The organism is Sphingomonas sp. DMC6, assembly GCF_056314225.1.
In genome coordinates, this window is the sequence record NZ_JBQUYT010000001.1 from 335,506 (window position 1) to 354,089 (window position 18,584).

The 18,584-nt window shown below is 64.3% G+C and carries 17 protein-coding genes; 10 read left to right on the top strand and 7 right to left on the bottom strand.

Annotated elements, in window-relative coordinates:
- Window positions 1-58: 58 nt before the first annotated feature.
- The 10 genes from ACT53M_RS01440 to ACT53M_RS01485 all read left to right on the top strand — a co-directional run bounded on the left by ACT53M_RS01440 (window position 59) and on the right by ACT53M_RS01485 (window position 11,897).
- Complete coding sequence (locus ACT53M_RS01440; protein ID WP_476231565.1) at window positions 59-1,075, top strand: lytic murein transglycosylase; 1,017 nt, start codon at window positions 59-61, stop codon at window positions 1,073-1,075.
- Window positions 1,059-1,994, top strand: coding sequence for an SPOR domain-containing protein (locus ACT53M_RS01445; protein ID WP_476230970.1), 936 nt, complete (start codon window positions 1,059-1,061; stop codon window positions 1,992-1,994). Before ACT53M_RS01440 ends, ACT53M_RS01445 begins: the two co-directional genes overlap by 17 nt.
- 30 nt (window positions 1,995-2,024) lie before the next feature.
- On the top strand, window positions 2,025-3,191 hold the full coding sequence (locus tag ACT53M_RS01450) for a D-alanyl-D-alanine carboxypeptidase family protein (protein ID WP_476230971.1): 1,167 nt from the start codon (window positions 2,025-2,027) through the stop codon (window positions 3,189-3,191).
- Window positions 3,192-3,231: 40 nt separating this feature from the next.
- A complete protein-coding gene (locus tag ACT53M_RS01455; RefSeq protein ID WP_476230973.1) occupies window positions 3,232-4,212 on the top strand; it encodes an AAA family ATPase in 981 nt (326 codons plus the stop codon).
- 44 nt (window positions 4,213-4,256) lie between these two features.
- On the top strand, window positions 4,257-5,762 hold the full coding sequence (gene metG, locus ACT53M_RS01460) for a methionine--tRNA ligase (RefSeq protein WP_476230976.1): 1,506 nt from the start codon (window positions 4,257-4,259) through the stop codon (window positions 5,760-5,762).
- Window positions 5,759-6,538, top strand: coding sequence for a TatD family hydrolase (locus ACT53M_RS01465; protein WP_476230978.1), 780 nt, complete (start codon window positions 5,759-5,761; stop codon window positions 6,536-6,538). The genes metG and ACT53M_RS01465 overlap by 4 nt, the downstream gene beginning before the upstream one ends.
- A gap of 22 nt (window positions 6,539-6,560) precedes the next feature.
- Window positions 6,561-7,331 (top strand): MBL fold metallo-hydrolase, encoded by a 771-nt coding sequence (locus ACT53M_RS01470; protein WP_476231566.1) that lies wholly within the window; start codon window positions 6,561-6,563, stop codon window positions 7,329-7,331.
- The gene (locus tag ACT53M_RS01475) at window positions 7,328-7,990 is read left to right on the top strand and encodes a retropepsin-like aspartic protease family protein (protein ID WP_476230980.1); all 663 of its coding nucleotides are present in this window, start codon (window positions 7,328-7,330) and stop codon (window positions 7,988-7,990) included. The genes ACT53M_RS01470 and ACT53M_RS01475 overlap by 4 nt, the downstream gene beginning before the upstream one ends.
- A gap of 229 nt (window positions 7,991-8,219) precedes the next feature.
- Window positions 8,220-9,983, top strand: a complete 1,764-nt coding sequence (locus tag ACT53M_RS01480) for an aspartyl protease family protein (protein ID WP_476230982.1) — start codon at window positions 8,220-8,222, stop codon at window positions 9,981-9,983.
- A gap of 99 nt (window positions 9,984-10,082) precedes the next feature.
- Complete coding sequence (locus ACT53M_RS01485; protein ID WP_476230983.1) at window positions 10,083-11,897, top strand: putative bifunctional diguanylate cyclase/phosphodiesterase; 1,815 nt, start codon at window positions 10,083-10,085, stop codon at window positions 11,895-11,897.
- A 12-nt stretch (window positions 11,898-11,909) separates the two neighbouring features.
- Here ACT53M_RS01485 and ACT53M_RS01490 read toward each other — a convergent pair whose 3' ends face one another.
- Genes ACT53M_RS01490 through cyoA form a run of 7 tightly spaced genes read right to left on the bottom strand, consistent with a single transcriptional unit; the run spans window position 11,910 to window position 18,562 of the window.
- On the bottom strand, window positions 11,910-12,434 hold the full coding sequence (locus ACT53M_RS01490; RefSeq protein ID WP_476230984.1) for a response regulator transcription factor: 525 nt from the start codon (window positions 12,432-12,434) through the stop codon (window positions 11,910-11,912).
- The gene (locus ACT53M_RS01495; RefSeq protein ID WP_476230986.1) at window positions 12,431-13,702 is read right to left on the bottom strand and encodes an ATP-binding protein; all 1,272 of its coding nucleotides are present in this window, start codon (window positions 13,700-13,702) and stop codon (window positions 12,431-12,433) included. Before ACT53M_RS01495 ends, ACT53M_RS01490 begins: the two co-directional genes overlap by 4 nt.
- Window positions 13,699-14,391: an SURF1 family protein gene (locus ACT53M_RS01500; protein WP_476230987.1), complete on the bottom strand. Its 693-nt coding sequence runs from the start codon at window positions 14,389-14,391 to the stop codon at window positions 13,699-13,701. The genes ACT53M_RS01495 and ACT53M_RS01500 overlap by 4 nt, the downstream gene beginning before the upstream one ends.
- On the bottom strand, window positions 14,388-14,777 hold the full coding sequence (gene cyoD / locus ACT53M_RS01505) for a cytochrome o ubiquinol oxidase subunit IV (protein ID WP_476230988.1): 390 nt from the start codon (window positions 14,775-14,777) through the stop codon (window positions 14,388-14,390). The genes ACT53M_RS01500 and cyoD overlap by 4 nt, the downstream gene beginning before the upstream one ends.
- Entirely contained in the window at window positions 14,774-15,400 is a 627-nt protein-coding gene (cyoC, locus tag ACT53M_RS01510; RefSeq protein ID WP_476227829.1) for a cytochrome o ubiquinol oxidase subunit III, read from the bottom strand. Before cyoC ends, cyoD begins: the two co-directional genes overlap by 4 nt.
- Before the next feature lie 4 nt (window positions 15,401-15,404).
- Complete coding sequence (gene cyoB, locus ACT53M_RS01515; RefSeq protein ID WP_476227828.1) at window positions 15,405-17,405, bottom strand: cytochrome o ubiquinol oxidase subunit I; 2,001 nt, start codon at window positions 17,403-17,405, stop codon at window positions 15,405-15,407.
- Window positions 17,406-17,413: 8 nt separating this feature from the next.
- Entirely contained in the window at window positions 17,414-18,562 is a 1,149-nt protein-coding gene (cyoA, locus tag ACT53M_RS01520) for a ubiquinol oxidase subunit II (protein WP_476230990.1), read from the bottom strand.
- Window positions 18,563-18,584: the final 22 nt, after the last annotated feature.

Consider the following 18,584-nt stretch of genomic DNA (forward strand, 5'->3'; position numbering starts at 1 on the left):
ACGCGACCGGGCGTGCAAAGGTGCGCGCATGCGGGGTTTGCGTTTCATGTTCGCCCAAATGGTTGTTCTGGGGCTCTCACTGTCGCTTTCACGTGCTGCCGTCGCACAGTCTGCGGGGCAGGAGGATGCTGGCTTCCAGACCTATCTGCAAAGCCTTGCCCGCGACGCGCGGGCGCAGGGTGTCAGCCAGCGCACGATCGATGCGGTGGTGCCCGGGCTCAGCTTCAACCCGCGGGTGGTGGAGCTCGACCGGCAGCAGCCGGAGAGTCGGCCCAATGCGCCGGTACCGGCGTTCGAACCCTATCGCGTCCGCCATGTCGATGCGGATCGCATCAACCGCGGTCGTGCCGCCTACCAGCGCAACCGGGGCCGTCTGGCGGCGATTGAGGCGCAGACGGGTGTGCCCGAATCGATCATGGTTGCCATTTGGGGGCATGAGACCAATTACGGCACGGTGATGGGCGGCTTCGATCTGCCGCGCGCATTGGCCAGCCTTGCCTATGAGGGGCGTCGCCGCGCGCTTTTTGCCGACGAATTCATCGATACGCTGAAGATGATCGATCGCGGCGTCCCGCGCGAGAAGCTGGTCGGCAGCTGGGCGGGTGCGTTTGGCGGGCCGCAATTCCTGCCGAGCGTCTATTTGCGGCTGGCGCGAGATGGCGATGGCGACGGCATTGCGGATATCTGGAACAGCGACGCCGATACGCTAGCGTCGATCGGCAATTACTTCGTCAATGCCGGCTGGCGCGCCGGTCAGCCCTGGGGGCTGGCGGTTTCGGTCCCGCCGACTTTCGATCGCAGCGACTTGCGCAGCCGGGTGGTCAGCCCGCGCTGCCCGCGCGTGCACGAGCGGCACAGTCGCTGGCGTACCATCGGAGAGTGGCGAGCACTGGGCCTGACGCCGCTTTCGCGCGCCTGGCCGGCGGACAATGTGCAGGCGACGCTGCTTGAGCCGGACGGGCCGGGCAAGACCGCCTATCTGCTCACGGGCAATTATCGCGTCATCCTCGATTATAATTGCTCGAATTTTTACGCTTTGTCGGTAGGCCTGCTTGCCGATGCAGTGGAACGCTAGCCTTATCATCGCCGCCATCGCGCTTGCCGGATGCAGCAAGGGCGAGGTTCGTCCCGAATATGGCATGGTCCCGGCGCCTGCCTATGCCCCCGATTCGCCGCCCGTAGCGGGGCAGGCCGCGCCGCCGCGCCGGGCGCCGGACCCTGCAGACCCGACGGTGGGAATGGTGGGGCCGCGCGGCACGTCGCAAAGCGGGCCGGGTGAGCAGCGTTATGACGCGGTCGGCTATGCCGGGATGCGCGGCGTCGACGGTGGCGGTACCCGCGAAGCGGCGGTGCTGGCGATTCACCCCAGCCTGCCGGCGAACAGCTATGTCGAGGTGACCGCACTAGACAGCGGCAAGACGATATTGGTGCTGGTCACCGGCAAGGGCGATACCGGCGGCGACGTGATCGAGCTGTCTGGCGGTGCTGTCCGTCAGCTTGGCCATGACGGCAGTCAGCCGATCCCGGTGCGCGTCCGCCTGGTCAATCCCCCGCCACAGGATCAGGCGGCATTGCGCGCCGGGGGTTCTGCGGATGCGCGGGTCGACGCGCCGGAGTCGCTGCTGCGCGCGCTGCGGAAGCAATTGCCGCCGCTGCCGGCGGCCGCGCGGACACCGCCTGTCTCGAATCCCGAACGTACCGTTGTGCTCCGCACGCCGCCGGCGCCTGTACGCGGGCGTGCGCCCGCGCCAAAACCGCCTGTTCATGCGGTCGCCGTGGCCGCGCATGGCAGATACCTGGTGCAGGTCGCCGCACTTTCTTCATCTTCGCGTGCACAGGCGCTTGCCCAAAGGCTTGGCGGGTCCGTAAAGGCGGGGGGCGGGCTGTACCGCGTTCAGCTTGGGCCGTTCGCCACCAATGGCGAGGCGCAGGCGGCGAAGGCACGGGCCGCCCGGGCGGGATATGGAGATGCGCGCATACTCCCGGTCCGGTAGGGGATTATCACGCGTTCTGGACCGTATCGTATGAAGAAGCTCGCCGCCGTTTCGTTCCTGGCGCTCGCCATCGCCGCCCCCGTTCAGGCCGCCGGACCCGATTTCCCGACGCCTGCGCCGATCGCGTACATGGAGGATATGTCCTCGGGCGCGATTCTGTTCGCCAAGGACGCGGATCGCAAGATGCCGCCGGCATCGATGGCGAAGATGATGACGGTCTATGTCGCGTTCGACCTGATCAAGAAGGGTCAGCTCAAGCTCGACCAGAAGATCGAGGTACGGCCCGACACCTGGAAGAAGTGGCATTCGCAGGGCTCCACCATGTTCCTCGGCGTCGGCGAGCAGCCGACCGTGGCGGACCTGCTCAAGGGCATCGTCACGCTCTCGGGCAACGACGCTTGTGTCGTGCTGGCCGAAGGCATTGCCGGTACCGAGGAAGGCTTCGTCAACCTGATGAACGATCGGGCGAAGAAGATCGGCCTCACCAACAGCCATTTCGGCACGTCGAACGGCTGGCCGGATGAGGGCCGCACCTATGTGACCGCACGCGATCTGGCGCATCTCGCGGCCGCGACGATCCGCGACTTCCCCGATCTCTACAAGCAATTCTATTCGCTGCCGACCTTCAGCTGGGGCAAGACGCTGGGCGCCGGTGCTGACATTACTCAGGCCAACCGCGACCCGCTGCTCGGCAAGGTACCGGGCGCCGACGGCCTAAAGACCGGCCATACCGAAGAAGCGGGCTACGGCTTCACCGGCTCGGCCGAGCAGAATGGCCGCCGACTGGTGATGGTGATCGCCGGGCTCGACACCTATAGCGGCCGCGCCGATGAATCGGTGCGTTTCATGCGTTGGGGCTTCGCCGCCTGGAGCACCAAGCCGGTGGTGGCGAAGGGTAAAGTGGTTGGCGACGTGCAGGTGCAGGGCGGCGATGCCAGCCATGTCGCGGTGGTGGCGCCGAACAACCTCAACATCACGCTGCCGTCCGGGCTGAACCCCAAGCTGACCGGCAAGATCGTCTATCAGGGACCGGTCAAGGCCGGGTTCCACAAGGGCGACCATATCGCCGACCTGATCATCGAAGGCGAAGGCATGCCGCAGCAGGTGCTGCCGCTGGTCGCGGCCGAGGATGTCGGCCAGGCCGGTTTCTTCCGCCGTGCCTGGGTTGGCCTGTTGTCGCTGGTGGGCCTCGCCTGACCGGCTTGCCCCGGCCGCCGGGCCGGGGGATAGTGGCACCATGACCGCTTTTGTCGGCAACCGTTCCGCGCGCGACGCGCTCGCCGCTGCCATGGCGAGCGGCGCGCTCCACCACGCCTGGCTGATCGCCGGGCCTGAGGGTGTGGGGAAGGGGACATTCGCCCGTATCGCCGCCGCGCGGATGCTCGCGGAGGCCGGTGAGCCAGACCGGTTGATGCCCGGCTGGGACGTACCCGCCTCCACCCGCACAGCGGCGCTGATCGCCGCGGGCAGCCATCCCGACCTGAAGGTGCTGGCGCGGCTGCCCAAGGACGCCGACAAACCCGATGAGGCGCTGGCGCGTTCGATCACCATCGCGCAGGTCCGCTCGCTTCAGCCGCTCTTCGCGACCAAGCCTTCACTGGGGCCGCGGCGGGTGGTGGTGATCGATGCGATCGACGATCTCGAGCGGGCCGGTGCTAACGCGCTGCTCAAGAATCTCGAGGAGCCGCCGGCGGGCACGATCTTCCTGCTGGTGAGCCACGCGCCGGGCCGGTTGCTGCCGACGATCCGCTCGCGCTGCCGCCTGCTCCGCTTCGATCCGCTGTCGGACAATGAGGCCATGGCCGTGCTCCAGGCACAGCTCCCCGAAGCTAGTGCTGCCGAGATCGCGGCACTGGTGCGTGCAGGCGAAGGGGCGCCGGGCCGTGCGTTGCGGTTCGCCGGGCTCGACCTGTCGGCGCTCGAGGCGGATATGGCGGCGCTTGCCGCTGGCGGTGATCGGGATAACGCAATCCGCAGCAGGCTGGCGCGGAGCCTGGGCAGCAAAGCGGCCCAGCAGCGTTACGAGGCTTTTCTGGAGCGAGCGCCCAGTTTCATCGCTGCCCGTGCGAAGCAGCTGCAGGGGGAAACACTGCGTTCGGCTCTCGATGCCTATGCTGCCGCACGCGAGCTCGGCGGTGCAGCGTTGGGCCTGTCACTCGACGCGGGTGCCACTGTGTTCGAAATGGCAGGAATCCTGACGCGGCTGGCGGCCCGCTAAGCGTACAGGTTGCCCCGTGCTGCGCCGCATCCTAAAGCGCGGGCATGGCTGACCCCTTCTACATTACCACCGCGATCCACTATCCCAACGGCAAGCCGCATATCGGCCATGCCTATGAGATGATCGCCGCCGACGCTATTGCGCGCTTCCAGCGGCAGCAGGGCCGCGACGTGTTCTTCCAGACCGGCACCGACGAGCATGGCCTCAAGATGGTGCAGACCGCCCGCGGCCGCGGCATGACGGCGCGCGAGCTCGCCGATGAAATATCGAACTATTTCCGTGTTATGGCGGAGAAACTCGATATTTCGTGCGATCGGTTTATTCGCACCTCGGAGCCCGATCATTATCGTGCCAGCCAGGCGATCTGGGAAAAGATGGCGGCCAAGGGCGACCTGTATCTCGATCGCTATGAGGGCTGGTACTCGGTTCGCGACGAGGCGTTCTACGAAGAGAAGGAACTGGTCGAAGGGGAAGGGGGGCAGAAGCTCTCACCCCAGGGCACGCCGGTGGAATGGACCAAGGAAGAGACCTGGTTTTTCCGCTTGTCCAAATATCAGCAGCCGTTGCTCGACTTCTACGCCGCCAACCCGGACTTTATCCGCCCCGAAACCCGCCGTAACGAGATTCTTCGCTTCGTCGAGGGCGGGCTTGTCGATCTCTCCGTCAGCCGCACCAGCTTCGACTGGGGCGTGCCGGTGCCGGGATCGCCGGGCCATGTGATGTATGTCTGGGTCGATGCGCTGACCAACTATCTGACCGGTGCCGGCTATCCCGACGATGCCGAGCGGCTGGCGCGCTACTGGCCGGCCGATCTGCACCTGATCGGCAAGGACATCGTCCGCTTTCACACTGTCTACTGGCCGGCCTTCCTGATGTCCGCAGACATCGCGTTGCCGAAACAGGTGTTCGGCCACGGCTTCCTGCTCAACCGGGGGGAAAAGATGTCGAAGTCGGTCGGCAATGTCGTCGATCCGATGGAGCTGGCCGAAACCTATGGCGTCGATGCACTGCGCTATTTCCTGCTGCGCGACGTCAGCTTCGGGCAGGACGGCACGTTCAGCGACGAGGCGATCGTCACTCGTGCCAATGCCGATCTCTCGAACAGCTTCGGCAATCTGGCGCAGCGCACGCTGAGCTTCATTGCCAAGAATTGCGAGGGCGCGGTGCAGGCCGGACGCGCCGACGATGCCGATGCGGTGCTGCTGACCGAAGTCGACACCGCCTGTGCCGCCTTTACCCGCGCCTTTCAGGACCTTGCGCTCAGCCAGGGCGTTGAGGCGTGGATGACCGGCGTGTTCGCCTGCAACCAGTATATCGACGCGCAGGCGCCGTGGACGCTCCGCAAGACCGATCCGGAGCGGATGCACGCGGTTTTGGGCACGCTACTCAAGGCGATCCGGCGTCTTGGCGTCACGATCGAGCCGGTCGTGCCGACCTCGGCCGCCAGGCTGCTCGCGCAGCTGGGGCCGGACGGCGATGCGAACTTCCGGATCGCACCACCCACGCCGATCTTCCCGCGCCTTGAACTTCAGGCTTCCGAGGACGCATGAAGCTCGCCGACAGCCATTGCCACCTGATCTACAAGGGGCTGGGCGAGCAGCAGCCCGAGGTGTTGGCGCGCGCGCGCGACGCTGGCGTGGTGGCGATGCTCAACATCTCGACGCGCGAGAATGAGTGGGACGAGGTCATCGCCGTCGCCGAACGGGAGGCGGATGTGTGGGCGAGCGTCGGCATCCATCCGCATGAGGCGGACACGCATCCCCATGTCGACACTGCCAAGCTGGTCGAGCGCGCGCGGCATCCGCGTGTGGTCGGCATCGGCGAGAGCGGGCTCGATTATTATTACGACCATAGCGACCGCGATCGCCAGCGGGCGAGTTTCCGTGCACATCTGGCGGCATCCCGCGAAACCCAGCTGCCGATCATCGTGCATACCCGCGATGCCGAGGCGGACACGTCCGACATCCTGCGCGACGAAATGGGTAAGGGGGCCTTCCCCGGCGTGATCCATTGTTTCACCGCCAGCCGCGAATTTGCCGAGGTGGCGCTGGAACTCGGCTTCTACATTTCGATTTCCGGTATCGTGACCTTCAAGAACGCCAAGGATCTGCAGGAAACCGCGGCCGCGCTGCCGCTCGAACGGCTGCTGATCGAGACTGACGCGCCGTTCCTTGCTCCCGTGCCGCACCGGGGCAAGACCGGCGAGCCGGCCTTTGTCGGCGATACCTGCCGTTTCCTGGCGGGCCTGCGCGGCGAGACCCCCGAGGCATTGGCGGAGGCAACACGCGCCAACTTCCACCGCCTGTTCGCCAAGACGCTGGCCTGAACGGATCGGGGAGCGGCTTTTGCTGAAGGTCCGTATCCTCGGTTCCGGTACCTCCTCCGGCGTGCCGCGTATCGGCAATGACTGGGGGGCATGCGATCCCGCAGATCCGCGCAACCGCCGTACCCGCGGCTCGGTGCTGATCCAGAGCGCGACGACCACGATCCTGGTCGACACGAGCCCGGACATGCGTGAGCAATTGCTCGCAGCCGGCATTGCGGACGTTGACGCAGTGCTGTGGACGCACGACCATGCCGACCATTGCCACGGCATCGACGATTTGCGGCAAGTGATGCACGCCCGCGACGGCGCACCGGTGCCGGGCTATGCTCGACCGTTCACGCTCGAACAGCTCGGCAAAAGGTTCCCGTATATCTTTGAAGGAAGGGGTAAATTTTACCCTCCGGTGGTCAGCATCGCGCCGATGGCGGACCATTTCGTCATCGGCGACATCGCTGTCCAGGTGGTCGACCAGCCACACGGCGGCATCACATCCGCCGGTTTCCGTTTTGAGAGTAACGGAAAATCAATCGGTTACGCTACAGACTTCCATGAAATGACGAACCCGATGCTGGCCTTGTACAAGGGCCTGGACCTGTGGGTGGTCGATGCCTTGCGGAGAACGCCGCATCCGACGCATCCGCATCTGGTGGCCGTACTCGAATGGATCGTTGCCTGTGCGCCGCGCCGTTCGGTGCTCGTTCATATGGACAATAGCATGGATTATGCCGAGCTCGCGGCAGTGTTGCCGGAGGGGGTTGGGCCGGGCTTTGACGGCCTTGAGGCATGGGCATGAGCGGTTTGGACTCGTTGGACGGCATCAATCTGATCTGGCTCGTCGGTGGCCTCGTGCTCGTAGTCAGCGCGCTGGCGACGCGGCGCATTGCGTTTGGCGTGCTGCTACGCGCGGTTCTGGGCTGGGCCGCGATTGTGGTGCTGGCGGTATTCGCCGTGGCGCATCGCTATGAGCTTCAGGCAGTTGCGGCTGCGGTCACTTCGCGGCTGGGCATCGATGAGCAGTTCGTCGAGGGCGGTGTTGTGCGTATCCGGATGAGCCCGGACGGGCATTTCTGGGCGCGTGTGTCGCTAAACGGAGTGGAGCGGCGCATGCTGATCGACAGCGGGGCCACGATAACGGCCATTTCGCCCGAGACGGCGGCTGCCGCGCATCTGCGCGTCGGCGGCGGACTGCCCGCCATCATCGAGACCGCAAATGGCAGCGTTACGGCGCATCGCGCGACCGTAGACCGAGTTCGTATCGGCTCGCTCGGCACGCGCAATCTGGGCGTCGTTGTGTCACCGAATTTCGGCGATCTCGATGTGCTTGGCATGAACTTTCTGTCGCGGCTGCACAGCTGGCGGGTGGAAGGCAATGTGCTGGTGCTGGAACCGCTGGGCGAATCCGGCAGTGATAATTCGGCGCGAGAACGCAGCGAGAGCGCATCCGATACCTGAGTCCGAATTTTACATAATGTATATTATCATTCTTATGGGCACCTTAGCGCTGCAGGTGGCCCGCGTTCTCCCCCAGGCACAGCGTCGGTATAAAACGCCACTTGAAAAGCGCGTTGCTGCCAATCTCTCACTAAAGTAGACCGCACTTCGCAGATCGCCGTTAGTGCTGAGTGCGGGTCAGAACCGTGCGGCGTCCATTTGGTGAACTTTTAGTTCGGGGTGCAACGGCGTGAGCAAAGCTTTTCCTTCGTTCCGGTTTCTGGCGCCGTTGGCGCTCGTGGCAGCCATGGCAGCGCCCGCCGATGCGGCCGCTGCCCCGTGCAAGGTCGGTATGATCGCGCAGTTGGCCGTCACCATGCAAGGTCTGCGGGCGATTGTTGAAACCAAGATCAACGGCCAGTCTGCGCCTTTCATTCTCGACAGCGGCGCGTTTTACAGCACGATTTCACCGCCGGTCGCCAAGGCAATGCATCTGCCCGAACAGCCCCTCCCGCCCGGCTTCACGGTTCGCGGGATTGGTGGTGTAGCCGAAAGCTGGGCCACGACCGTCCGCCATTTCGAACTGGCCGGTGTCGACATCCCCAATGTCCAGTTCATCGTCGGCGGCAGCGACGTGGGTCAGACGGGCCTTCTGGGGCAGAATGTGCTCGGCCTCGCCGACGTCGAATATGATCTTCCCGGCGGCGCCGTGCGGCTGTTTCGCCCGCAAGGGTGCGGCAAACTCGCCATGGCCTATTGGACCGACGGCAAGCCCTTCTTCGAACTGCCGATCGAGGACAAGGAGACTTCCAGGAGCCACACGGTCGGCGAAGTCATGCTGGAAGGGGCGAAAATGCGCGCCGTGTTCGATACGGGCGCGGCGACGACCGTCGTGTCGTTGCGTGCGGCGGCGCGGGCCGGCGTGAAGCCGGGCGGTCCGGGTGTTGAGGAAGCTGGTTGGTCCTCCGGGCTCGGCAAGCATGTCGTTCGCGGGTGGATCGCCACATTCAAGGTACTCGCGGTGGGCGATGAAGAGTTGCACAATGTGCGGCTCCACATCTCCGATCTGGGCGGGTTGGATACCGACATGCTGATCGGCGCGGATTATTTTATTTCTCACCGCGTCTTCGTCTCGAACGCACAGCGGCGCATGTATTTCACCTATACTGGCGGACGACTGTTCAGCTCGGCCGCGCATGTGGACGCGAAGAGCGAGATTGCTGCGCAGGGGGCGCCGGAAGCGGCTCCGAAGGACGCGGAGGGCTTTAGCCAGCGCGGGGCGATGTACCAGACGCAGAACGACCTGCCCCATGCCATTGAAGCCTTCACCAAGGCGATCGAGCTGGCGCCGAAGGAGCCGCGCTATTCCCGCCAACGGGCCTTTGCCTATCTGGCGCAGCGGCGCCAGATCCTCGCGCTCGATGACCTCAATACCACGCTCTCGCTCGATCCGGCCGACACGCGGGCGCGGTTGGTCCGCGCCGAAATCCGGCTACGGGCGGGCAATCCGGCAGGTGCCGTCGCCGATCTTGATGATGTTTCGGGACGCCTCCCGCGCGAGGATGCCGAGCGGTTGCGGGTAGCGCAGCTTTATTCGTCTGCTGACGCCTTCCCCGCGGCCATTGCCCAATTTGATCTCTGGCTCGCCGTGCGCCATCAGGATGCGCATCAGAGCACGGGGCAGAACGGTCGCTGCTGGGCGCGTGCGCTCGCCAATATTGAGCTCGATCAGGCAAAGCGGGATTGCGACGCCGCCGTACGTGCCATCCCGAATAATCCCAATTTCCTCGACAGCCGCGCGCTGGTGGCCTTCCGGCGCGGCGACTATTCCGGGGCCGTTACTGACTATAGTGCCGCGCTTGCCATCAATCCGCGCATGGCCTGGGGACTGTACTGCCGCGGCCTTGCGGAGCGACACCTCGGCAAGACCGCTGACGCGGATCGGGATATCGCCGCCGCTACGGCGCTCGAGCCCAAGGTCGCCGCCCGCGCGCAGCGTTATCATCTGGAGTGAACGCCAGCTAGGTAGTTTCCCGGTGGCATCCATTATGCCGCGTGCAACCCTGGCGGTTCATGCAGGAAAGCCAATGCCCGAAGGAAGCAGGCTGCCCGCGTGGATATTTCGCTCCAGAACACTATTCTAGAGCTCGTCGCCAAAGGCGTCGATTTGACCTCGGTGGCGGACCGCTTGTGCCGCGAGGTCGAAGTGCGGGCGCCGGACGTGATCTGTTCGGTGATGCGCGTCGACGTCGCCGGCCGTTTGCATCCTATTGCAGGCCCGCAGTTGCCGGAACATTATATGCGCGCCATCGACGGGCTGATGAGCGGGCCGAAAGTGGGTTCCTGCGGTGCGGCTGCCTTTCATGGCGAGCCGTTCATCGCCGAAGACATTGCGACCCACTCCAACTGGATCAAGTTTCGCGATCTGGCGTTGCCGATCGGTCTGCGCGCCTGCTGGTCGAACCCGATCAAGAATGGGCGCGGCCAAGTGGTCGGTGTGTTCGCGCTCTATTATCGCGTGCCCCGCGGGCCAACACCAATGGAACGCCGCATCATCCAGGTTTGCCTGCATCTCGGTGCCATCGCGATCGAGCACGACATATGGCGCGCGAAGCAGTTGCGGCGGGGGCTGCAGGACGGATTGACGAGTCTGCCCAACCGGGCGGCGTTCAACACGTCCGTTAGCGAATTGGATTGCAGCGAGGCAGGCGCCTGGGGACTGATCCTGATCGATCTGGATAACCTCAAGATCGTCAATGATACTTTCGGCCACGTTGCCGGAGATTCGCTGATCGTTCACGCTGCACGGCGCATCGCCGAAACCGTCGCGCCGGATCGCACCTATCGTCTCGGCGGAGACGAGTTTGCGGTGCTGGTCCAAAGCGCTGACGCGGTTGCTGATCTTGCTGGCACTGCCAATCGCGTACTCGCGGCGGTGGCGGAGCCGATTCACGAAGGCGAGCGTAACCTGCTCCCCCGTGCGACGGCGGGAGGCGCGACAGTAGAACTGGGCGATACGCCGGACCAGGTGCGCCAGAATGCCGATCTTGCGCTCTACCATGCCAAGGAAACCAGCCGCGGCGCGTTCGTCCATTTCTGGCGAGGAATTGCCACACGCATGGCGCGCCGTCTGGACGCAATCTCTTCCGTAGAGCGAGCTTTGGCAGAGGGCCGGCTCCTCCCCTATTATCAGCCGATTTTCGATTTGCGCAGCCGTGAAATCCTGGGATTCGAGGCGCTGTGTCGGATGAAGGCGGGCGACCGCATCGTCCCGGCAGCCGAGTTTTTTGAGGCGACGACTGACGGACAGGTTGCTGGCGCGATCAGCGAACGGATGCTGGACCTTGTCGCACGCGACATGCGTCGCTGGTGCGACATGGGAATCGCGCCGAGGCACGTCGCGATGAACTTCGCGTCAGGCGATTTTCATGGCGAACGGTTGCGTGAGATCATTCCGGCCACGCTCCGGCGGCATGGTGTGCCGCTCCACCAGCTGTCCTTGGAAGTCACCGAGAGCGTCTATCTGGGCCAGCGCGAAAGTGTGGTCGTCGATACGCTGCGGTGGTTCCGCGCACATGGGCTTACCGTCGCATTGGACGATTTCGGCACCGGCTATGCTTCGCTGACACATCTGCTTTCCATGCCGGTCGATTTCCTGAAGATCGATAAGGCCTTCGTCGACGGCCTTGTCGATTCCGGCCCGGGACGCGCGATCGTCGAGGGGCTGGTGCATATCGCCCGTGAGCTGCAGATCCGCGTGATTGCAGAAGGCGTGGAGAGCGAGATGCAGGCAGATCTGCTCCGCGGACTGGGCTGCGCCTATGGACAAGGGCATCTTTTCTCGCCCGCGGTGTCGGCAGAACGGGCAACCCAGTTGCTGCTGGACGCTACCATCCCGCCTGCCCTCGGCCGTGCAGCCGCCGGCTAGACCCCTTCCCCGTTACAGATGGCGCTTGTCGAGCTTGCGGGCGAGCGTGCGGCGGTGCAGGCCCAGCCTTCGCGCCGCTTCGGATAGATTGTAGTTCGTGTCCTCCAGCGTCTGGTGGATATGCTCCCACTCCAGCGTCTTGATGGAGGTCGGCCTGGCTTTCAGTTCGGTTTCGGCGTCGCCTTCAACGCGCTCGAATGCCGCTTCGATGTCGTCGGTATTGGCCGGCTTCATCAGATAGTTGGTCGCGCCCAGCTTGATCGCTTCGACGGCCGTACTGATACTCGCGAAGCCGGTCAGGACGACGATGCGTACCGCCGGGTCAATCTCGTGCAGCAACTTCACGCAGCTAAGCCCGGAGGTGCCGCCAAGGCGCAAATCGACGACGGCCCGTGTCGGGGCGAACCGCTGGGCGGTTTCCTCAAGTCCCTCGGGGCCGTGCAGCATCTCCACGGCATAGCCGCGGCGTTCGAACGAGCGGCCGAGCGTGCGCGCGAAAACGGCGTCATCCTCAATGATAAGAAGCCTTTCGCTCATGCTTCGTCCTTTTCGAGCGCCAGCGCCGTAATCGGAACGCGCAGACGAACTTCCGCCCCGCCGGTATCAGGATTGCACGCCTCGAGCGTTCCTCCCAGCGTGCGCAGGACGTTATGGGCCAAGAAAAGTCCCAGCCCCGCGCCTTGCCGTTGCTTGCTGCTATTATAGGGATGGCCGAGCCGCGGCAGAACCGTTTCGGGAAAGCCGCGACCGTCGTCCCGCACGGTAAGCACGAGCCACTCCCCTTCCCGCGCGACGACCAGGCCGATGCGGGTGGCGCCGGCCTCGATCGCGTTGTCGAGCAGATTGACCACTGACTGAGCGAGCGCCCGATCCGCGACGATCGGCAATTCGGCGCCGATCCGGTAATCGAGCGTAACGGTGTCGTTGCGCGGCCACGCTTCCAGCAGGCCCGTGACGAAGCGGCGCAGGCTGGTGCGTTCGGGTGCTTCGCCGCTGACCTCCCCCGCTGCAAAAAGGATGCCTGCGACGATGGCCTTGCAGCGCGCAACCTCGGCCTGCATGTCGGCGACTTCGCCGGCAAATTGCGGATCTCCTGCGATTTTCGTATCGGCGCGCCAATCACCCAATGCGACGGACAACGATGCCAGCGGGGTACCTAGTTCGTGGGCGGCGCCGCTGGCTAGGAGACCCATGCGAACGATATGTTCTTCCTCGGCGGCGCGCTGTCGCAATTCGGCGAGGCGCTCGTCGCGGTCGCGCAAATTGCGTGCGATGCGGGTTACGAATTGCACGAGCAGCGCCGCCGTCAGCGTGTAGTTGAACCACAGCGCGAAGATGAAGGGCCCGGACAGCTTGCTGTGGATCGGCTGCGGCAATGCCAGCGGCCGATGCGCCAGCGCCAGCAGCGCAACGGCAGCGCTGGTGAGCACGACCAGCCCCCAGCTCGACCTCGTATCGAGCAGCACGGCGCCTAGCACGACCTGCAGCAGATAGAGCGACACAAAAGGATTGGTCGCCCCGCCGCTGAGGTACAGGAGCACCGTGAGGCAGGCGACATCGACCAGCAGCCCCGCCAGCACCTGCCGGTTCGTCGCCGGACGCAGCGCGCGTGCCGGGAACATGACGAGGTTGAGCGCGATGAGCACGCCCACCGTGGCGAGCATCGGCACCAGCGGCAGCACCACGCCCAGCAGCAGATGCGCAACCAGGATGGTGGTGAGCTGCCCCGCCACCGCCAGCCATCGCAGCTGCACCAGCAGCAACAGGTTGCGCCGGGCTGCATCCTCCGGTGCGAAGGCCGTCATTCGCCGGCTCCGCTCCGCCATATCCGCACCGCAAACCAGCCGACCATCCCCGCCAGCGCAAACCAGGTCAGCGCATAGACAAGGTGGTTGTTGGGAAACCGCACCACGGTCATGCCGCCGCGGGGCCAGCCGTCGCCCTGCCGGTCGGCGTCGATGAAATAGGGCGCAAGCGGCGAAAGCCCCTGCCCCATCGCCTGCACATCGCGCGAGAACCAGCGGTTCGCCCCGGGATCATTGCGGCGAAGAAAGCCGCCCCCGGGTTCGGTGAGGCGCAAAAGACCCGTGACGGTCACGGTCTGCGGGGGCTGGCTGCGGCAGGCGGGCAGCTGCTGCCCCTCGGGCAGGAAACCGCGATTGACGAGGACGGTGAAGCCGCTGTTCGCCACCAGAGGTGTCATCACCCATTTGCCGGGGCCGAGATCGGTAACGGCCTGCGACAATTTCGTCTTGCAGGGAAGGAAATGGCCGGTGACGCGCAGCTTGCGATAGGTGGCGTCGGTGCCGATGGCGGCCCATTCGGCCGGCCCGGGGGCGGGAACCGGCGCCATCGCCAGCCCCCGCTCAACCCGTTCGATCAGTGCGAGCTTCCATGTCCGCCGCTCGACCTGCCAGATGCCGAGACCTGCCAGCAATGCGATCAGCGGAAGGAGCGCGATCGCGAACAGCGGACGGGAAGCGCGCCGGGTCACATGCCCGCGGTCCCCGGGTTCATCCCCGGCATCATGTTGAGGTTCATGTTGTACATGACCCACAGCGACCCCGTCAGCGCGATCACGACGATGATGACCGTGAAGATCAGCGCCATCAGCGTCCAGCCTTGCTCGGACTTGCTGTTCATGTGGAGGAAATAGACCATGTGGACGACGATCTGAACCATCGCGAAGACCATGCAGATCCCCGCCGCCAGATTCTTGTCGCTGATCCAGCCGCCCATCACGATCCCGAACGGAATCGCGGTCAGAACGACCGAAAGCAGGAAGCCGGTGATGTAGCCGCCACGCGTGGAGTGCGGGGCGCCATGATCGTGATGGTCATGGTCGTGGTGGCCGGCGTGGCCGTGGGTATCCGCGCTCATCGCATGGCTCCAAGCAGGTAAACGAAGGTGAACACGCCGATCCAGACCACGTCGAGGAAGTGCCAGAACAGCGACAGGCATTGCAGGCGGCGCACATTTGCCGGGATCAGCCCCTTTTGCGCGACCTGCACCATCAGGGTGAACAGCCAGATCAGGCCGAAGGTGACGTGCAGACCGTGCGTGCCGACCAGCGTGAAGAAGGACGACAGGAACGCCGAGCGCCACGGACCCGCACCCTCATGGATCAGGTTCGAGAATTCGTAGAGCTCGATGCCCAGAAAGGCAGCGCCGAACAGCGCGGTCAGGAGCAGCCAGGCCTGCACGGCACCCTGGCGCTTCTCCTGCATCGCGATCATCGCGAAGCCATAGGTGATCGACGAGAACAGCAGCATCGCCGTGTTCACCGCGACCAGCGGCAGCTCGAACAGCTCGTGCGCCGTCGGGCCGCCGGCATAGCTGCCGCCATAGACGCCCCATGCCGCGAACAGCATCGCGAAAATGAGGCAGTCGCTCATCAGGTACATCCAGAAGCCGAGCATGGTACTGCCGCCGGCGTCGTGATGATGTTCCTCGGTCTGGTAGAAGACGGGCGTTTCGCCCGTATGTACGGTCGTCGCGCTCATCGCGTCATGCTCCCAGCCGCGCGAGCACCTGGGTGCGCGCATTCTCGGTTTCGGTCACTTCTTCTGCAGGGATGTAGAAGTCGCGATTATAGTTGAAGGTGTGGATGATCGCAGCGGCCACCAGCCCGACGAACGATGCCGCCGCCAGCCACCAGATGTACCAGATCATCGCCATACCGAACACCAGCGAGAAGCCAGCCAGAATGATGCCGGCGCCGGTGTTCTTCGGCATGTGGATCGGCTGGAAGCCATCCACCGGGCGCACCGCACCATGCGATTTCATGTCGTACCAGGCATCCAGATCGTGGATGATCGGCGTGAACGCGAAATTATAGTCCGGCGGCGGCGACGAGGTCGACCATTCCAGCGTGCGGGCGTTCCAGGGATCGCCGCTTTCGTCCTTCAGCGCCTCGCGATTGCGGATGCTGACGAAGATCTGGAGCAGGAAGGCCGCGATGCCGACTGCGATGATCGCGGCGCCAATGGCAGCGATCACGAACCAGATCTGCAGGCTGGGGTCTTCGAAGTGGCGCAGACGGCGGGTGACGCCCATCAGGCCCAGGATGTAGAGCGGCATGAAGGCCACCCAGAAGCCGATCACCCAGCACCAGAAGGACACCAGGCCCCACTTCTTGTCGAGCTTGAAGCCGAACGCCTTGGGCCACCAGTAGTTGATGCCGGCGAACAGGCCGAACAGCACGCCGCCGATGATCACGTTGTGGAAGTGCGCGACCAGGAACAGCGAGTTGTGCAGCACGAAGTCGGCCGGCGGCACCGCCAGCAGCACGCCCGTCATGCCGCCGATCACGAAGGTCAGCATGAACGCGACCGTCCACATCATCGGCAGTTCGAAGCGGATGCGGCCCTTGTACATGGTGAACAGCCAGTTGAAGATCTTCGCACCCGTCGGGATCGAGATGATCATCGTGGTGATGCCGAAGAAGCTGTTCACGCTCGCGCCCGAGCCCATCGTGAAGAAGTGATGGAGCCAGACGAGGTACGACAGGATGGTGATGACCAGCACGGCGTAGACCATCGAGGTATAGCCGAACAGGCGCTTGCCCGAGAAGGTCGCGGTGACTTCGGAGAAGATGCCGAACACCGGCAGGACCAGGATGTACACCTCCGGGTGACCCCAGATCCAGATCATGTTCACGTACATCATCGGGTTGCCGCCGGCGGTGTTCGTGAAGAAGTGCGTGCCGACATAGCGATCGAGGCTGAGCAGTGCGAGCACGGCGGTCAGCACCGGGAAGGCAGCGACGATCAGGATGTTGGTGGCAAGCGCGGTCCAGGTGAAGACCGGCATCTTCATCAGGCTCATGCCCGGCGCGCGCATCTTGACGATGGTGGCGATCAGGTTGACGCCCGAGAGCAAGGTGCCGACACCCGCGATCTGCAGCGACCAGACATAATAGTCCACGCCCACGTCCGGCGAGTAATCGAGGCCCGACAGCGGCGCCATCGCCAGCCAGCCGGTCCGCGCGAACTCACCGATGAACAGGCTGGCCATCACGATCGCCGCACCCGCCGCCGTCATCCAGAAGCTGAAATTGTTCAGGAACGGGAAGCTGACGTCGCGCGCACCGATCTGGAGCGGCACCACATAGTTCATCAGGCCCGTGACGAACGGCATCGCCACGAAGAAGATCATGATCACGCCGTGCGCGGTGAAGATCTGGTCGTAATGGTGCGAATTGAGGTACCCCTCGTTCGCGCCGAACGCCATCGCCTGTTGCAGGCGCATCATGATCGCGTCGGCAAAGCCGCGCAGCAGCATCACCAGGCCCAGCACCATGTACATGATGCCGATGCGCTTGTGATCGACCGTGGTGAACCACTCCTTCCAGAGATAGCCCCACAGGCGGAAATAGGTGAGCGCGCCCACCAGGGCGACGCCGCCGAGCGCCACGACGCAGAAGGTCGCGACGACGATCGGCTCATGCAACGGCAGGCTCTCGAGAGAGAGCCGACCGAAGATCATTTTGATCAATGTGTCAGACATGGGGGTGCTCAGGCCTTGTGCTCGCCCGCGCGGCCGGGAAGCGCCGGCTGGTCGAGGCTCGTCATATTGCGGTTCGAATCCGATCCGGGCGCGGACTTGCCTTCGGGCTCGCCGTGCGGATGGGTCATGTGCGGGCTGTCATGCATCTCGTGCGGGCCCTGCATGATGGCGCCCTTCGCGCCTTCTCCGGCCTTGTCGTTTACCGGCGGGGCCATTTCATGGGCACCTGCATCATGGTGCATCATCTGGGTGGTGCACACGCTGCCGGGCTTCACGCACATCTGGACGATCCGGTCGAACAGGCCATCCTCGACAGCGCCATATTCGATCGCCGGCACCTTCTCGCTCGGCTTTTCGAGCTGGAGATAGGTTGCCGCATCGAGCTTCTGGCTCGCGCCCTTTGCCTTCTGGACCCACTGGGCAAAACCTGCATCGTCGGTCGCGATGGTCGGGAAACGCATGTCGGAGAAGCCGGCGCCGCTATAGTTCGCGCTCACGCCCTGGAACTTGCCTGCCTTGTTCATCACCGCATGAAGCTTCGTCTCCATGCCCGGCATCGTATAGACCATGCCTGCCATCGCCGGCACGTAGAAGGTGTTCATCACGCTCGACGAGGTCATGCGGAAACGCACCTGGCGGTTGGTCGGCAGCACCAGCTCGTTGACGGTCGCCACGCCCTGTTCGGGGTAGATGAACAGCCACTTCCAGTCGAGCGACACCACCTGGATCTCCAGCGGCTTGTCGTTCGCGGCGATCGGCTTGCCCGGTGCGATGCGGTCGAGCGGCCGGTACGGATCGAGCTTGTGCGTCGCGAGCCAGGTCAGCGCGCCAAGTGCGATGATGATCAGCAGCGGCGCCGACCAGATCACCAGCTCGATGCGGGTCGAGTGGTCCCAGTCGGGCTTATACTCGGCATCCTGGTTGCTCGCGCGATATTTGAACGCGAAAACGACCGTGAGGATCATCACCGGAATGATGATCAGCAGCATCAGGAAGGTCGACCAGAGGATCAGGTCGGCCTGCTGACGCGCGATATCGCCCGACGGGTTCATCACGACGAGATTGCATCCGCCGAGCAGCATCGGCGCCGCGACAGTGGCGATGCGCGCCATCGTGCTGCGGGCAGCACCATGGGCAAAAGAGAGGGGTCCAGACATAGCGCTCGCGAGTTAGAGTCGT

What these genes read in the sequence shown, in the direction of transcription:
- cyoA (WP_476230990.1), bottom strand. Translation starts at nt 18,562, where the DNA reads ATGTCTGGACCCCTCTCTTTTGCCCATGGTGCTGCCCGCAGCACGATG.
- ACT53M_RS01490 (WP_476230984.1), bottom strand. Translation starts at nt 12,434, where the DNA reads ATGAGCGAAAGGCTTCTTATCATTGAGGATGACGCCGTTTTCGCGCGC.
- cyoB (WP_476227828.1), bottom strand. Translation starts at nt 17,405, where the DNA reads ATGTCTGACACATTGATCAAAATGATCTTCGGTCGGCTCTCTCTCGAG.
- ACT53M_RS01440 (WP_476231565.1), top strand. Translation starts at nt 59, where the DNA reads ATGGTTGTTCTGGGGCTCTCACTGTCGCTTTCACGTGCTGCCGTCGCA.
- cyoD (WP_476230988.1), bottom strand. Translation starts at nt 14,777, where the DNA reads ATGAGCGCGGATACCCACGGCCACGCCGGCCACCACGACCATGACCAT.
- metG (WP_476230976.1), top strand. Translation starts at nt 4,257, where the DNA reads ATGGCTGACCCCTTCTACATTACCACCGCGATCCACTATCCCAACGGC.
- cyoC (WP_476227829.1), bottom strand. Translation starts at nt 15,400, where the DNA reads ATGAGCGCGACGACCGTACATACGGGCGAAACGCCCGTCTTCTACCAG.
- ACT53M_RS01450 (WP_476230971.1), top strand. Translation starts at nt 2,025, where the DNA reads ATGAAGAAGCTCGCCGCCGTTTCGTTCCTGGCGCTCGCCATCGCCGCC.
- ACT53M_RS01465 (WP_476230978.1), top strand. Translation starts at nt 5,759, where the DNA reads ATGAAGCTCGCCGACAGCCATTGCCACCTGATCTACAAGGGGCTGGGC.
- ACT53M_RS01455 (WP_476230973.1), top strand. Translation starts at nt 3,232, where the DNA reads ATGACCGCTTTTGTCGGCAACCGTTCCGCGCGCGACGCGCTCGCCGCT.
- ACT53M_RS01475 (WP_476230980.1), top strand. Translation starts at nt 7,328, where the DNA reads ATGAGCGGTTTGGACTCGTTGGACGGCATCAATCTGATCTGGCTCGTC.
- ACT53M_RS01495 (WP_476230986.1), bottom strand. Translation starts at nt 13,702, where the DNA reads ATGACGGCCTTCGCACCGGAGGATGCAGCCCGGCGCAACCTGTTGCTG.
- ACT53M_RS01445 (WP_476230970.1), top strand. Translation starts at nt 1,059, where the DNA reads ATGCAGTGGAACGCTAGCCTTATCATCGCCGCCATCGCGCTTGCCGGA.